The organism is Paenibacillus sp. FSL K6-2862, assembly GCF_038005125.1.
Lineage (GTDB): Bacteria > Bacillota > Bacilli > Paenibacillales > Paenibacillaceae > Paenibacillus > Paenibacillus illinoisensis_A.
On sequence record NZ_JBBOSN010000001.1, the window covers coordinates 6,158,603 to 6,173,825 of the forward strand.

The following is a 15,223-nucleotide window of genomic DNA, read 5'->3' on the forward strand; positions in this document are numbered from 1 at the left end:
AGAATCGATTCCGTCCCCTTCGCTACTCCCTGCGTCTTTGCATACCTAACAAAGTTCGTGATCAAACCTCATGAGCTAAACAATGTCATGAGGTTTATTATGGGTAACTGGACATTCCATGCTACTAGCAGATAGCTTGGAATGTAGTTACCAAGTTTACGGTTCATGCCATCACAATTTAGCAATTGAGCGATGTTTAAGGATTGAATCTACCTCATGCACTTTATACCCTGCATGCTCCAACATTCGCTCCGGTTTAGTTGATGATTGCTATTCTCTAACGAACTCAGGAAGTGCTATTCGAGCCGATTTCCACACACTGAAAATCTAACGAATCGTAGCGATGCTATTTCACCAGGAATTCGATGCCTCCACCGTTTTTGGCATCTTTGAGCAGAATAGCTTCACTCAGGTTCGTTAGAGTTTAAAACTCATGATTATCTGCGAAATAAGGCTCTTGATGTTCGTTAGTACTGCCCTTGTACTCCCTGCTAGGTACGCTCTAGCTACGCTCAGCGTAGGCTGAAGCAGCGACTAGGCCTTCACTGCCATCAGCGAGATGGCGTTCAGGGCCGCTACCACGATGGTGCTGCCGCCTTTGCGGCCGATGTTCGTGATAAATGGGATGTCCAGCTTGCGCAGCTCATCCTTGGATTCGGCTGCGGACACGAAGCCAACAGGCATACCAATGATCAAGCCTGGCTTGGCTTCGCCTTCTTTTACCAAACGGATCAGCTCAAGCAATGCTGTCGGTGCGTTACCGATGGCATAAATTCCGCCATCGTAGGCCTTGGTTGCTTTGCGAGTCGAGATGATGGCCCGCGTTGTATTCAATCGCTTCGCTTCCTCCATCACATCTGGGTCGGAAATATGCACGTGCACATCTCCACCGAACCCGCGAATACGATCCTTGCTTACTCCAGCCTGGATCATCTGTACGTCGGCAATAACGGATTGTCCTGCACGAAGGGCTGCAATTCCTGCCTGAATGGCATCCGGATGAAACACCATGCTGCGGCCAAGTTCGAAGTCAGCTGAGGCATGAATGACACGCTGTACAACGGGATATTGTTCTTCCGTGAATGGGTGCTCACCCAGCTCCTCGGTAATCATCTCGAAGCTTTTCCCCTCAATCTCCTGAGGCTGTACAGTTAAAGGTTTAAATTCCGTTTTGAAATCCATATGCACTCACTCCTTCAATCGTAATATGATTCAAAATGGGTCTATCCTAATTTGATCTATTCGGGTGTCCTACTCCATCAATACGCGCTTCAACTCGGAGAGTACGCCTTCAAATTCATCAAACACCGTTCCGAATTCAGCTTCTGGGCGGGATATCAATACAACCTGAATGCCAAGCTCCAGCGCAGATTGAATCTTCTCATCTACAGCCCCGGTCTTGCCGCTTTCCTTGGTCACCATCACGGTGGTGGCATAATGCTTGTACAATGCTTCATTCATTTCACGGGAAAAGGGCCCCTGCATCGCAATAATATTGCGCTGTTCCACACCCAGTTCACCGCATTTCTCCATATTGTCGAGACGCGGAAGCATACGGGCAACGAGACGAATATCAGGATCACCGAGCAGATGCTTGGTGAAAATCTGCAGCGTTTTGCTTCCAGTCGTTAACATGACAGAACCTTTGAGTTCTTTTGCCTTAAGAGCTGCTTCCTCATAGGAAGGCACGACATGAAGCAGCGGATGGTCATCGTAGGCAAGTCCCGTCCGCTCGTAACGGATATAAGGAATTTCTGCCTGTCTAGCTGCTTCCATGGCATTGGCATGGGCCTCTTCCGCAAAGGGATGACTTGCATCCACTATGGCACGGCTACCTTTTTCACGGACAAGCTGGACCATTGCCTCTATCGTCAGCCTGCCTGTTCGAACCGGCAGCCCCGCCTCGGACAGACTGTGCGCTGCACTCTCAGTTACAACCGATGTGAGTACGTCCATCCCCTGCTGCTGAATCTGTACAGCCAATTCCCGCGCATCACTTGTACCGCATAACATCAAAATCATGGACGGTTCACCCGCTCCGAAGCAGCTGCGATCTGAGCATGCCCTGCATCTTCTAGTGAGATGTTCTCTCCGTCTCCGCCCTCTTCATCTTGATTATGTAACGCACCTTCGTGGTCATGATGCGAATGGTGAAGTTCTCCGTCGTGGTCATGATGATAATCCAGCGATGCTTCACGGCTGCTCACGGCATGTTCGTGAGTATGATGCTCCTCATTGTGGTGCTCGTGATCATGGGCGTGATGATCGTGACTGTGTCCATGGTCTTGGTCATGATGATGATGGTCATGACTGTGATCATGTGCATGATCATGATGGTGGTCATGGTCATGATCGTGATGATGATCGTGCCCGTGATCGTGATCATGGTGATGGTGGTGATGTTTGGCAGCCTCAAGTCTGAATTGGCAGTTGTCACAGTTGGCCGCTACCCGTCCATTCAATCCTTCGTTCGCGCGTTCCAATACCAGTTCCACCAATTTCGGATGGAATCCAAAATATCCACCGATCTCTACCTGAACTTCCGGATGTGCCGCAGCAAATTCTGCGGTCATCTCATCAATCCGTTTGATCAGCACCCCTGTGAAAAGGAAATAAGGCATGATGACGATTTTCTTCGCCCCGAGCAGGAGACAACGCTGCAATCCATCCGGGAATGAAGGCTGCGTCACGCCGATAAAGCTGCCTTCGGCCCATTTGTACGGTAGCTTCTCCCATAACATCCGGGTCATTTTGAAGAAATCACTGTTGGCATCTGGGTCACTGCTTCCCCGTCCAAGGACAAGTACGGCTGTCTCTTCATCCGTAACAGGAGCGGGTGGAGCCGCCACTGCTGCGCCGCCTTGCTTGGCGGTAACAAGGACAGGCTGTGCTTCCTGCAGACGGGTCTGCATAATTTGTACGACTTTTTCATGTACGCCAATCGGACGCCCATATACGAATTCCACTTGCGGATAACGGATCTTGGCCCGGTCGATGGCATTCGGGATATCAATTTTGGCGTGGCCCGCAGCAAACAAAATAATCGGCACCAATACGAGGCGCGTTGCCCCTTTATCTACACAAGCCGTAACCCCTTCGGCGATGCTCGGTCTTGTTAATTCTAGAAAACAGGTCTCTACCACGGTATTCTCCGGCGCTTTCTCCGCTACCGCTCGTGCAAACTCCATTAACTCCCGGTTTCCCTCTGGATCACGGCTGCCGTGTCCAACCAGCAAAATGGCATTCATCATGGCTTCTTCCTCCCCCGCCTGATCCATAGACCAGGCATCTCAATTTTAGGTTGTGCTTACTTGGTAAACGAGCCTTTCACGAAGGGTAACCTGGTTACCCAATCATTTCGATCTATATAAAAGTGCAATGGAATTTTTCCGGTATAACTACAAACGCTGGTTAAAAAAATATTCAGATGGTAACAAAACTGGCACAATCCCTAGTCGCCGCATACCGGGTTTACTTCCACGGTCACAGGCGCATCGACGTGACGGAAGCCTTGGATTACTCCAACGCGTTTGAAAAATTTATGGAACCTCTCATTCGGGTGTCCTTTTTCCTTGTACTCCGCTACGATTCGCTCCACAATCCCGCCAATCTGATCACCTGGAATCCCTTCGGCTACCGGCTGGGCAGGGTGAGCGTTTCGTCCGAACTTCTTGCCGCCAAGGAACAGGTCGTATCCGCCCTTGCGGTAGACGATACCGATGTCCTCCAGCACGGCGCCGTAACACGCCATGCCGCAGCCATTCAGAGCTACGCTGGTCTCTTTCGGCGCACTAAGTCCGCCTATAACAGCCTGCAAATGATTGGCCATCGGAACAGCATCATCCTTCTCCATATTGCAGAAGTCACAGGCCTTCACCTTGATAACGTCACCGATCGGCACCACGATGAAATTCGCTGCACGCAGTTCTTCTACCAGCTGATCCGGCTCAAAGGTCGGTACCCGCAAAATAATCTGATGCTCCGGCGTGTATTCCAGCTCGCCTTCTTCACTCGCGCATTGTGCCAGCAGCGCCATCTGGGCTGCGGTAAACTTCTTGTTGCCAACGCCAGGCGACACGCCAATCTCAAACAGCGGTGCCTTGCGTCCCGGCTCGGGTGCTGTCCGCACAGCAGCTGCCCCTGCAGCCTGCGTTCCGGCTGGAACACCAGACCCGGCTGCATCCAGCCAGCGGCTGGCCGCTTCGCCAGCGAGCTTGCCGCCTGCCGCAAGCCGCGTCAGTGCTTCGGCAGCCAGTTCGGCTGGACCAGCATGCGGCACCGCCAAGGCAGCACGAGGTGCGCCTTCGACCGCTGCAGGCCGCTCGGCTGCAAGCACCGCGGTGCTGCCGCTCGCTGGCTGAGCAGCAGGCAGGCCAGCGCCCTGCTGCCCTTGCGGGCCCATGCCCGTACTGGCGCTAGCGCCGCGCAGGGCTGGTTCCGCAGCCGGCTGCGCGATCTGCGTATCGCGGGCCGCGCTTGCTGCATCGGCGGAAGCGGCAGAGCGGGCCTCCATCGCACCGAGCGACCAAGGCTCAGCTTCCGTGCGGAGCCGCTCATGCGGTCTGAGCGGCTGTTCCACGGTATTCAGCGTGTATTTCCGCTGATATCCGCGCGGTGTGACCATGAGTCCTTCGTACATCATGGTCGAGGAGTTACCAATGATCACAGTCGTAAGCATGCCGATATCATGATTCAACATGTCTTCCAGCGTGGTCATCACAACATCTTGACGTTCTCGATAGGCACTTTTTACAAGCCCCACGGGTGTCTGAGGACTACGGTACCGCAGCAGCATCTCCTGCGTCTCCACGATCTGGCGTGTCCGGCGTCCACTGCGAGGGTTGTACAGAGCAATGACAAAATCAGCTGATGCTGCTGCTTCAACACGGCGAATAATCGTCTCCCATGGCGTAAGGTGGTCACTCAGACTGATCGTACATGCATCATGCATCACGGGTGCACCCAGCAAGGAAGCACAGGATTGAATGGCAGATACACCCGGGATAACTTCAACGCCAACGCCCGTTTCCGGCTTCCAGCCTTGCTCCATCAGCACCTCATACACTAATCCGGCCATGCCATATACACCTGCATCGCCACTGGAGATTACTGCAACGATTTTGCCCATCTCGGCCTGTCTGACCGCTTCCTGTGCCCGGCTTACTTCCTCGGTCATGCCTGTCCGTACAATCTCCTGTCCGTCCAGGAGTGGACGAATCAGATCAACGTAAGTGTTATAACCAATGATGACCTCACTCTCCCGAAGTGCCTCCAATGCCCGTGTGGTGATATGCTCCATCGCTCCTGGGCCAAATCCGATAATCAGCAGCTTTCCTTGACTCTGCATTGCTTCTCCTCCTCCATCTCCCTGTTCACCCTTAACACGCCAACCACATCTATATCATCGCTACTTTAGCCGTTGTCTGTAGCGAGCTCTTGATTATTGAGTTGCTCCGTGCAGCTCAACCTTCTTATCCCGGCTATTCCAAAACAGTGAAAAAGGACGGCTTGACCGACCTTCTTCTTCGCGGCATGTTCGATTAAATCCAGTTCCAGATCGACTGTAAAAAAACAAAAAAATCCCATCCTTATAACGGATGGGATACGCATGTACGTACACTCAAGAAGACAGTCCACGGCCCTATAGAGGATAGACCTGTGGCTGCATGGCCGCAAAGGGCCTGCCAGGCGAACCGGTTGTTCGCCCGTTTCCTGATTCTTCGTACACCACTCCTTTCCGCGAAGGGTTCGGTGACACATGCAAGGTAGGTCTCCTGGCTCTGGATCATCAGCTTCCTTTTCTGTCTTCCCCGAATGTACGAGTGACCTGGATGAAAAGGGCTTCACCATTACAGTGGCGGGACCGCTCGGGATTTGCACCCGATTCCCTGTTACCTCTTGCTCGACGCAAGAGCACCTTGCTTGTTTTCATGAATGATATTGCTTTCATCATAACATCGCTCAGGAAAAAATGTCCATGCTTATGATGTTTGTCCTTGATTCTATTTTCAGACAAAACAGAAAAAAAGTTCTGATCCAGAACCGATCAGAACTTGAATTATGATATGCATATGAGAAACCCTCATAACAATCTTACTAGATACTATATTAGACTACGTCCTGATCTGCTTATCAGGATTGATCTGCGTGTGCTGCAGCAATATATCGTCCCAGCTCAACGATGAGCGCTCCCATCTTTTCTTCCTCCGGAACAACTCGTGCTTCAATCCCTTCTTCACGCATGGCGTTCGCAGTCACTTTGCCAACAGATGCAGGAATGACACCGTCCCGGAAGGCCTGCTGCATCTGTTCCAGCTTTCCTTGGGAAGCCGCATACGCTGCCAAAAACCTTACTTGGGGACCGCTCGTGAATGCTACGGCATCAACCTCACGCTGCACGATCTCATTCAAAAGCAGTTCCAGTTCAGCCTCTTCCGGCGGTACATGGCGATAAGGCAGAACCTGTCTTACCTCGGCACCCTGTTCTTCCAGCCAGTTGACCAGCTTCGGCGCAGTCTCCCCATGAAGCTGGAGCATGACTTTCTTGCCGGCAAGATCATGTGGCGTGAATTCGCGGATCAGCCCGTCCGTACTGCCATCATCATCCCGGACCAGCGGTACGAGCTTGCGCTTGCGAAGTGCATTCACCGTTTTGTATCCTCTTGCCGCAATTGAAGCTTCCGACAGGACATCCAGCAGTTGACCAGCTATGTCCATATCCTCTGCCATTTCAAATATGGCATCGAGCCCCATGCCAGTAGTTAATACTGCCCAATCGGGTGGATCAGAGATTAAGGATACGAGACCATTACGTATGTTCCGATCATCCAGGAATACCGTTCCCTGTGCTGGCCGCACGAGTGGAATGCCACCCATTTTCTCAACTAACAACGCCATTTCCTTGGATTTACGCGGTCCCGTCAGTGCTACACGTATACCTGCCAAATGTTGAGCCATTCATGTTTCCCCCCAGTTCGTTCGTCCGAACGTCATTCGTTTGACTACAGTATACAGGGTAGTTTCATGGAGGGAAACCACGTTTCACGTCATTTGGCCTGATCTTCTATAACGATTTTTTATGATTGGCATCAGGAAGGCTGAAGCTCGCCCCCCTGCATGTCATCCTTTCCAGTTTCGTCTTCCTGGTCCGAACCACGTCTTTTCTTCTCCTGTTCATGCTGCTTTTTGGATGGTTCACGATGCTTCTCTCCTTGACGTGAAGAGTCTCTTTCCTTTTTACGTGGTCGGAGAAACACGAAAAGAATGATGGGAAAGAGAACTTCGAACAGAATGGCAATCCATGTCCATTCCCGCGTGAAGCGGAACAGTTGAATCGCATTCTTGAAAAACCAAAATGCACATACGAATCCTAACAGTGCAATTGGACCCGTCATGAGCTTCCCGGAAACTTTGGGAATGATCCGTTTCAGACCCCAACAGATAAAATACAGGTCAAACCCAATCTTCGTAATCATCGCTGGCATGGTTACTGCAGCTAGGGCCAGGTCAAACCGGTCCAGAAAGTCACTTACCTGCAGCTGTCTGGCAAGTTCGTATGACGGGTATACCAGCCTCGACGCAATCGGCACACCAATGGAGGTAATGGTCTCGATCATAATCAGCATCATCAGCAAGGCACCGATCGTTATTCCCCATGTTATCGGTTTGAACCGAAAGTCGCTTCCCTTAACGACAAAAGGCAGTGCAATCATCTCTCCAAAGAAGGAAAAGATGTACCAGCTTCCCTTGCCTACACCAGCTACATCAATATCAAAGTACGGCATCAGATTATCCAGGTTAACTTGTTGAATCAACATGAATGGGACAATGACTGAGTTGAGCAGAAACAAGGTAATGTACAGCTCAGACATCCCAATTAAGGAACCCAGCCCTCCTCTGACAATAAACACAGCCATGACCAAGAGAGATAACACGATAATGGATATGGGCGTCGTCTCAAGCAAGGTTATACTTACATAGTCACCGATTAACCGGATATCACGAGCAAATATCAAAAGAAAAAACATGATATACATCAGGCCCGTCACCCTTCCCAAGAAGGGGAATCTTTTGACCAGTGACTCGAAGAGGTCCTGATCGGGAAACCGGCTTTGGACACGATTTAACATCCACATAGATGCAAATGTGACCAGAAACACAGGAATATAGGATAGATAGGCATGCTGTTCGGCATAGAAAATGGCCTGTGCATGGGGCTGAATCAGCGTACCTGTTACACTCAGCAGCAAGATTAGCAGCGTTAGCTGCCGGCTAGTCACTGCCTGATTCATCAAATTACCTCCTTTCTATCTGCTCAACCGGAATGTCGATATGTGACAAACATCTATGGCAGCGGTAAATTCCGCTGGATCCAATGGGTCAGCCAAACCGTAATAAAGAACGTTTTGCTTAAATGAGTAACATAGAACCAAATTCCGGTACTGCCTGCTATCACCACATAAGATAACCAACGGTTGATCGCCGCCGCCTGCTTCAGATGCTTAAAATCCATGATAATGACGATGATGACCATCGCCAGGTAAGTAAACACGAGCGGCTTAATCATGGACGATCTCCTCCTCAGTCAATCCAATCGGTTTATTAGTAATACCTACATTCTCTATGATGATATGGGGCTCTACCACAACCTCCATATTTGGATATATGTCATACCAACGGTCCTTGATCCTGTCCCATTCTTTTGGCATCTGCTGATGGATGGACCGACCAATCCCCAAAATATCGGCATTATACTTACGCTGGAGCAGCCTTACGCCCTCCTCGATATCTTCCTTCACTTTTTTGTGAAAAGCTTCGTTAAGCGTCAAAATCTCACGTTCCCGCAGATCGCCGTAATTCGATTCGTTATCCACCAAAACTCCCTTGGCGTATAGTTGAATCGTGACACTCACTTTGTCATTACGAATATGCGGCTGGAACGAAGAATTGTTTTCGTTCAGCTTCAGGAACAACATCCCCTCTCCCTCTGGAGCTTTAACCATTACCTCTGGGGTATTGGCTTCACCCATGGCCAAAATCAGTGCATCCGCAGGAGCCTTTTCGATCATTCCCACCAGTTTGTCCTTTTTGAAGATTGCCAGTCCATCCAGCTTGATATTGGTTTTGACATCCTTCCAATCCTTCGGTACGTTTTCCGTAAGGGAAGCGATCGGAAGAAAGGGATCTATGCCGTCGGCAAGAATGGAGTCTATAAACAATTTGAGCGAACGCGGATGCCGCATATTCAGGAAGCATAACTCCCGTACCATTTCCGAAGGAAATTTTTCAATGGGTGCGTCTGCATCAAGAACCTTAAATGCTTCTCCCTTGGTCACGACTGGCATGGCTGACAGGCGGTTCAGCGGATATCTGGTTAATAGGTCCAGCATCGGAGCAATGCCTTCCCTGGCCAGGTCCTCTCCGATCAGCAGCGTACGACGATGAGCATAATAGAGACGCCGGGATAAGGCCTTTTGCCCTTCTAGCGAGGTCCCGCGAAACGTTTTGGCTGTCGTGGACAGCATGAACCAGGATTTGTCCCCGCTTGTCCCTCCCCCGCCACCTTCACTTCCGGAAGCGCCAGACTGACCAGGTAACGCTATTTGCAAACTTGTCCTATAATCCTGCTTCTCCTTGTCCACTGCAATTCCAATCACAAATGCAACATCATTAATCTCTTCGCGATCCCAACAGCCTGATAACAGGAGGGTACACAGGAAAAGCAGCACCACGGTGCGATACTTATGCATGAAATGCATGAGCTTACCATCCCTCCTCAGCTTCTGGCGAACCATTGATCTTGGCATTCATACGCTTCTGATCCCGATGCACCGTAGAAGGACGATTGATCATCTTCCACCAAGGTGTACGAATCACAATATCCTTGGTATCCGTTCTGTTATAAGGACTAAGACCTGACAGATACGGTACACCGAAAGAGGTCATTTGCGTCAGATGCACAGAGATCAACACCAATCCAACCACAATCCCATACAACCCAAGCGCTCCGGCAAGAAGCATGATGGGAAACCGCAGCAAGCGAACCGTGATGGCAAAGTTAAAGCGTGGAATGGTAAAAGACGCAATACCAGTCATGGATACAATAATAACCATCGGTGCAGATACAATTCCGGCCTGAACTGCTGCTTGCCCGATCACGAGCGCACCTAGGATACTGACGGCTTGGCCTACCGTTTTCGGCAACCTGACCCCGGCCTCTCGTAAAGCTTCGAATGACAATTCCATAATGAGAGCTTCCACAAGGGCTGGAAACGGAATGGCTTCCCTTGCACCGGCAATACTCAGAATCAGCGTGGTTGGCAGCATATCCTGATGAAAAGTTGTTACAGCGATATATAGTGCTGGCAGAAACAGTGCGATGGCTACAAACAAAAACCGGATCCACCGTATCAAATTACTGATAAAGAACCGTTCATAATAATCCTCGCTGGCCTGCAGCATTTGCCACATGGTAACTGGCCCAATCAACGCAAACGGGCTGCCGTCCACAAGTATGGCAAAACGGCCCTCCAGCAGATTACCAACCAGCGTATCGGGCCGTTCGGTATAATGCATCTGCGGGAACGGGGAATACGGATGATCTTCGATCAATTCCTCAATATATCCCGTTTCTAGAACGCCATCAATTTTAATCTTGTTTAGGCGTTTTTTGACATCCTTGATCAGTTTGGGGTCCGCAATGTCATCCAGATACGTCAGTACAACATTGGTTTTGGTCTCTGTTCCGATGTTCATGCTCAGCATCTTGAGCGAAGGACTTTTTAATTTGAAACGAATCAGTGCCGTGTTTACACGCAATGTCTCCGTAAAACCTTCACGGGGGCCCCGAATAACCGATTCCGTTTGAGGTTCCTCTACTCCCCGGCGGACGCCGCCTTTGACATTAAAGAGCCAGGCTTCCCGGCTTCCATTAAGCAGCAGCAGTGCCGAGGATTCCAGCACACCATCGGCTGCGGCAGCCCAGGTGTCTACCTTTTTCACCTGAGTTAGTGCAATCCGGGTATCATCGATGGGGACGTCAGGTTCATCGGTACGCTGCTCGATCAGTCCCCGAATCAGTGGACGGAGCATATGATCCTGGATATCAGCCGAATTGACAATCCCTTCGATATACACCAGAAGTCCCTGAACTTCAGGGGATATCATGACATTGCGGAACACCACATCCGAACTGTCCGAGAAAATGTCTTCCAGGGCAAGCATATGGCTCTCATGTGTCAATCCGATGGGCTGCTTCAATATGGGCGGAGATGGCAGCCCCAAGGGGATATGTTTTTTTTCGGCTGCGTTTGAGGCAGCTTCTTTTCCTGTTGTCCTGTCGGCCATGTCCGTCCCTCCGCTCTTTTTTATACAAGGTAGCTTGTGCCAAATGAACGGGAATTATGTGGACGATTTACAAAAATCCATGCATCCTTCCGTCTTCAGGAAAACAAAAAAAGATCCCTGCGTTCGCAGAGATCCTTCTTCCCAATTCCAATACGTTGCTGTTATATACTTCCGTTATTTGACGCTTGCGTCCACTTCCTTGATCATTTCCTGAATGGATTCCAGGCCGCCACCGGACAAGTACCAGTAGTTGGGGTCAAGGTACACGATATGTCCTTCTTTGTACGCTGTTGTATTCTTAACCAGATCATTCTCGATGACCTGTTTAGCTGGAGCTGCTTCCCCACTGCCTGCAACCACTGCACTGCGGTCTACCACAAACAAATAATCCGGATTAGTCTCCATCACATATTCAAAGGAAACGCTCTGTCCATGCGTTGACACTTCAATATTGGCATCTGCTGGTTTAAAACCAAATACGTCATGAATGACTCCAAATCGAGAGCCTGCACCATATGCGCTCAGTTTGCCTTCATTTGTCAACACGATCAGTGCGTTTTTGCCTGCAGCCGTTACTTTGTCTTTCAAGGCTTGAGCAGAGGCTTCAATGGTAGTCAACGCTTGTTCTGCTTCAGCTTCCTTGCCGAAAATCTCACCAAGTGTCTTCACGTTTTCCGTCAGGGAATTCATGTAATCCTCGGTGTCTACCGCCATATAAATGGTCGGTGCAATCTTGCTCAATTCTTCATATGAATCGGCCAAACGTCCCGAGATGATAATCAGGTCAGGACTCATGGCATTTACCTTTTCAAAATCGGCTTCTTTCAAGCCACCAACGTTGGTGTACTTTGCATCATTATACTTTTCCAGATATGGAGGAACGCCTTCTTGGGGAACACCGGCAACTTCTACGCCCAACTGATCCAGGGTATCCAGCACGCCATAGTCAAACACCACCACGTTTTGCGGATTTTTCTTCACTTTGGTTTCGCCAAGTTGATGTTTAATAACAATCTCCTTATTGGACTGTGCTGCCCCCGCATTGGCCTCTGAACCTGTTCCTGTACTTGCACCCGCATTCTCCGCTGTTTTATTACCCCCGCATGCTGCCAGCACCACAGACAATACAACGAGCAGCGTAAACAACCAACCCTTTTTCATAAATAGACACCTCTCACTCTCTATATTGGTTTAATTTCCTTACGAAAAGTACACACAAATCTTGCGTCCATCGATCACCTGCACTGGTATATGCATGTCATATACCTGCTGTAATACTTCCGTATCAATGATGTCCTCCGTTTTACCTTCCTGAACGACACGGCCCTCTTTGAGCGCAACAATATAATCGGAGTAGCAGGATGCAAAATTGATGTCATGAATGACAATGACTATCGTTTTGCCAAGCTCATCCACCATTTTGCGCAGCACCTTCATAATCTGCACGGAATGTTTCATGTCCAGGTTGTTCAGCGGTTCATCCAGCAGGATATATTCGGTGTTCTGCGCAATAACCATGGCGATGTACGCCCGCTGCCGCTGTCCACCGCTGAGCTCATCCAAATACCGTTTGCGGTACGGACCAAGATCCATATAATCAATGGCTTCCTGTACCCACTGGCGGTCTTCTGGCGTAAGCCGTCCTTGTGAGTAAGGGAAACGCCCGAACGCCACCAGATCCTCCACTGTCAGCCTGATATTGATATGATTGGATTGTTTGAGCACAGATATTTTCTTGGATAACTCCTTGCTCTTCCAGCCTTCAATTTCCTTGCCTTCAATCAGGACCTGACCAGTGTCTTTGCCAATGAGCCTGGTAATCATGGATAACAGTGTACTCTTACCGGCGCCGTTCGGTCCGATAAAGGACGTGATCTTCCCTTTGGCAATATTCAGTGATACGTCATCCACTACCCGGACGCCGCCGTATTGTTTTGAAACATTTCTGACTTCTACCACGACTTACTCTCCTTTAGCAGCAAATAGATGAAATACACACCGCCTACAAAGTTGATAATGACACTTACGGTTGTAGAGAAGGTGAATACCCGTTCCACGATCAGCTGTCCGCCTACCAAGGCAACGACGGCGATGATGACCGAGCCCCAGATCAGCACGGTATGCCGGTGCGTCCGGAACACCTGATGAGCCAGATTCACCACCAGCAATCCTAGGAACATAATCGGACCTACAAGTGCAGTAGAGATGGACACCAGCACCATGACAACGAGCAGCAGCCGTTTGACGATATAGTGGTAATCCACACCGAGGTTCACCGCATGATCCTTCCCAAGTGCCAGAACATCAAGATACTTGGTGAATTTCCGCGCATACAGCAGGATCAGAAGGATGGAAGCCATCGAAATGATCAACAGATCCGTATTTACATTGTTAAAACTGGCAAACATTTTGCCTTGCAGAATGAGAAATTCATTGGGATCAATCAGGACCTCCATGAAGGAGGACAGGCTCTGAAAGAGCGTTCCTAGAATCAGACCCACAAGCAGCAGCAGATAAATATTGCGCCCTCGTTCCCGCTTGAACATGAATTGATGCAGCAGCAGGGCAAAGAGGGTCATTAGCAGGACAGACACTGCAAAATTAAGATTTTTATTTACAAAGCTGATATGACTGCTTCCAAACACAAACACCGCAAACGTCTGAAACAACATATACAGGGAGTCGAGTCCCATGATGCCAGGTGTTAGGATGCGATTGTTGGTTATCGTTTGGAAGATGGCCGTTGAGTATGCAATACATGCTCCCGTGAGCACGATGGCCAGAATCTTCTTTCCCCGGCGCGGCAGGATATAATCCCAATTGCCCCCGGACTGAATAACCAGAAACACACCAATCAGAATGAGCGCCGCTGCGATCAAGATGCCAAACTTTAGAGTATTCGCTGAATATTTCATTCTCATGACCCATTTGCCTTTCTTCGAAGCAATAAATACAGAAACAGCACACTGCCTACGACTCCCACTGTCAAACTGATGGACAGCTGATACGGATAAATAATTAATTGACCCAGAATGTCACAGACCAGAACGAATATCGCCCCCAATACTGCCGTATGAGGCAGTGTGTCACGCAAGTTATCTCCCTTATAGAGCGTAACAATGTTAGGCACGACCAGACCCAAAAACGGAATGGTTCCTACGGTGATAATGACCACAGCCGAGACCATGGCTACCAAAATCAATCCGAGGTTCACCACTCTCCGATACGCCAGGCCTAGGTTGGTAGCGAAGTCTTCTCCCATCCCCGCCAGTGTGAACCGGTTGGCGAAGAGATAGACGATAATCAGCAGCGGAATACTGATATAGATCAATTCATATCGGCCCTTCATGATGGTGGAAAAGTCACCCTGCAGCCAAGAGGATATGTTTTGGATCAAATCGTTTTTGTAGGCAAAAAAGGTCGTCACCGAACTAACGATGTTACCGAACATCAAGCCCAGAAGAGCGATGTAGATCGTGTCCTTGAATTTGACCTTCTCGAGAATTCGCATAAAGATCAGCGTACCTGCCAGGGCAAAGGCGAAGGCGACCAGCATTTTTTGCAGAGAGGACGCTCCAGGGAACCACATCAGGGTCACCAGAATTCCAAGCCTTGCGGAATCCATGGTACCTGCTGTTGTAGGCGAAACAAAGCGGTTGCGTGTCAGCTGCTGCATAATCAGACCAATAACACTCATACTGATGCCCGCGACCAGAATGCTGATCAGACGGGGAAACCGGCTGACTTGCAGTACCTGCAGCTGCACTGGGGTCAAGTGGAATATATCCAGGGGCGAAATGTCCGAATTGCCGATAAATATGTAAACGATAGACAGAACAACCAGTGCGATCAACATATAACCTAACTTCATCTCTCT

The 15,223-nt window shown here is 49.7% G+C and carries 13 protein-coding genes and 1 riboswitch; all 13 genes read right to left on the reverse strand.

The features are described 5' to 3' along the window. Positions 1–534 precede the first annotated feature (534 nt). Positions 535–1,182, reverse strand: coding sequence for a precorrin-8X methylmutase (locus tag MHB82_RS27875; protein ID WP_183523483.1), 648 nt, complete (start codon positions 1,180–1,182; stop codon positions 535–537). Between the two features lie 69 nt (positions 1,183–1,251). Further along, complete coding sequence (gene cobK / locus MHB82_RS27880; protein WP_095360050.1) at positions 1,252–2,022, reverse strand: precorrin-6A reductase; 771 nt, start codon at positions 2,020–2,022, stop codon at positions 1,252–1,254. Beyond that, positions 2,019–3,248, reverse strand: coding sequence for a sirohydrochlorin chelatase (locus MHB82_RS27885; RefSeq protein WP_341176710.1), 1,230 nt, complete (start codon positions 3,246–3,248; stop codon positions 2,019–2,021). Before MHB82_RS27885 ends, cobK begins: the two co-directional genes overlap by 4 nt. A gap of 203 nt (positions 3,249–3,451) precedes the next feature. Then, positions 3,452–5,347 carry a precorrin-3B C(17)-methyltransferase gene (cobJ, locus tag MHB82_RS27890; protein WP_341176360.1) on the reverse strand — a complete coding sequence of 632 codons (1,896 nt, stop codon included), beginning with the start codon at positions 5,345–5,347 and terminating at the stop codon, positions 3,452–3,454. A 400-nt stretch (positions 5,348–5,747) separates the two neighbouring features. Further along, a riboswitch (cobalamin riboswitch) is annotated at positions 5,748–5,936 on the reverse strand. Positions 5,937–6,132: 196 nt separating this feature from the next. Then, positions 6,133–6,957 carry a uroporphyrinogen-III synthase gene (locus tag MHB82_RS27895; RefSeq protein WP_110758542.1) on the reverse strand — a complete coding sequence of 275 codons (825 nt, stop codon included), beginning with the start codon at positions 6,955–6,957 and terminating at the stop codon, positions 6,133–6,135. A gap of 131 nt (positions 6,958–7,088) precedes the next feature. Continuing rightward, positions 7,089–8,291, reverse strand: a complete 1,203-nt coding sequence (locus tag MHB82_RS27900; RefSeq protein WP_341176361.1) for a GerAB/ArcD/ProY family transporter — start codon at positions 8,289–8,291, stop codon at positions 7,089–7,091. Between the two features lie 53 nt (positions 8,292–8,344). After that, positions 8,345–8,566 (reverse strand): hypothetical protein, encoded by a 222-nt coding sequence (locus tag MHB82_RS27905; RefSeq protein WP_095360054.1) that lies wholly within the window; start codon positions 8,564–8,566, stop codon positions 8,345–8,347. Continuing rightward, on the reverse strand, positions 8,559–9,758 hold the full coding sequence (locus MHB82_RS27910; protein ID WP_341176362.1) for a Ger(x)C family spore germination protein: 1,200 nt from the start codon (positions 9,756–9,758) through the stop codon (positions 8,559–8,561). The genes MHB82_RS27905 and MHB82_RS27910 overlap by 8 nt, the downstream gene beginning before the upstream one ends. 4 nt (positions 9,759–9,762) lie before the next feature. Next, positions 9,763–11,346: a spore germination protein gene (locus MHB82_RS27915; protein ID WP_341176363.1), complete on the reverse strand. Its 1,584-nt coding sequence runs from the start codon at positions 11,344–11,346 to the stop codon at positions 9,763–9,765. A gap of 174 nt (positions 11,347–11,520) precedes the next feature. After that, positions 11,521–12,507 (reverse strand): siderophore ABC transporter substrate-binding protein, encoded by a 987-nt coding sequence (locus MHB82_RS27920; protein ID WP_341176364.1) that lies wholly within the window; start codon positions 12,505–12,507, stop codon positions 11,521–11,523. A gap of 39 nt (positions 12,508–12,546) precedes the next feature. Next, positions 12,547–13,305 carry an iron ABC transporter ATP-binding protein gene (locus MHB82_RS27925; RefSeq protein ID WP_095360058.1) on the reverse strand — a complete coding sequence of 253 codons (759 nt, stop codon included), beginning with the start codon at positions 13,303–13,305 and terminating at the stop codon, positions 12,547–12,549. Further along, a complete protein-coding gene (locus MHB82_RS27930) occupies positions 13,299–14,261 on the reverse strand; it encodes an iron chelate uptake ABC transporter family permease subunit (RefSeq protein WP_095360324.1) in 963 nt (320 codons plus the stop codon). The genes MHB82_RS27925 and MHB82_RS27930 overlap by 7 nt, the downstream gene beginning before the upstream one ends. Positions 14,262–14,263: 2 nt before the next feature. Beyond that, positions 14,264–15,217 (reverse strand): ABC transporter permease, encoded by a 954-nt coding sequence (locus tag MHB82_RS27935; protein ID WP_095360059.1) that lies wholly within the window; start codon positions 15,215–15,217, stop codon positions 14,264–14,266. Positions 15,218–15,223: the final 6 nt, after the last annotated feature.

Coding starts and splice junctions, on each gene's coding strand:
- MHB82_RS27875 (WP_183523483.1), bottom strand. CDS start 1,182: ATGGATTTCAAAACGGAATTTAAACCTTTAACTGTACAGCCTCAGGAG.
- cobK (WP_095360050.1), bottom strand. CDS start 2,022: ATGATTTTGATGTTATGCGGTACAAGTGATGCGCGGGAATTGGCTGTA.
- MHB82_RS27885 (WP_341176710.1), bottom strand. CDS start 3,248: ATGAATGCCATTTTGCTGGTTGGACACGGCAGCCGTGATCCAGAGGGA.
- cobJ (WP_341176360.1), bottom strand. CDS start 5,347: ATGCAGAGTCAAGGAAAGCTGCTGATTATCGGATTTGGCCCAGGAGCG.
- MHB82_RS27895 (WP_110758542.1), bottom strand. CDS start 6,957: ATGGCTCAACATTTGGCAGGTATACGTGTAGCACTGACGGGACCGCGT.
- MHB82_RS27900 (WP_341176361.1), bottom strand. CDS start 8,291: ATGAATCAGGCAGTGACTAGCCGGCAGCTAACGCTGCTAATCTTGCTG.
- MHB82_RS27905 (WP_095360054.1), bottom strand. CDS start 8,566: ATGATTAAGCCGCTCGTGTTTACTTACCTGGCGATGGTCATCATCGTC.
- MHB82_RS27910 (WP_341176362.1), bottom strand. CDS start 9,758: ATGCATTTCATGCATAAGTATCGCACCGTGGTGCTGCTTTTCCTGTGT.
- MHB82_RS27915 (WP_341176363.1), bottom strand. CDS start 11,346: ATGGCCGACAGGACAACAGGAAAAGAAGCTGCCTCAAACGCAGCCGAA.
- MHB82_RS27920 (WP_341176364.1), bottom strand. CDS start 12,507: ATGAAAAAGGGTTGGTTGTTTACGCTGCTCGTTGTATTGTCTGTGGTG.
- MHB82_RS27930 (WP_095360324.1), bottom strand. CDS start 14,261: ATGAAATATTCAGCGAATACTCTAAAGTTTGGCATCTTGATCGCAGCG.
- MHB82_RS27935 (WP_095360059.1), bottom strand. CDS start 15,217: ATGAAGTTAGGTTATATGTTGATCGCACTGGTTGTTCTGTCTATCGTT.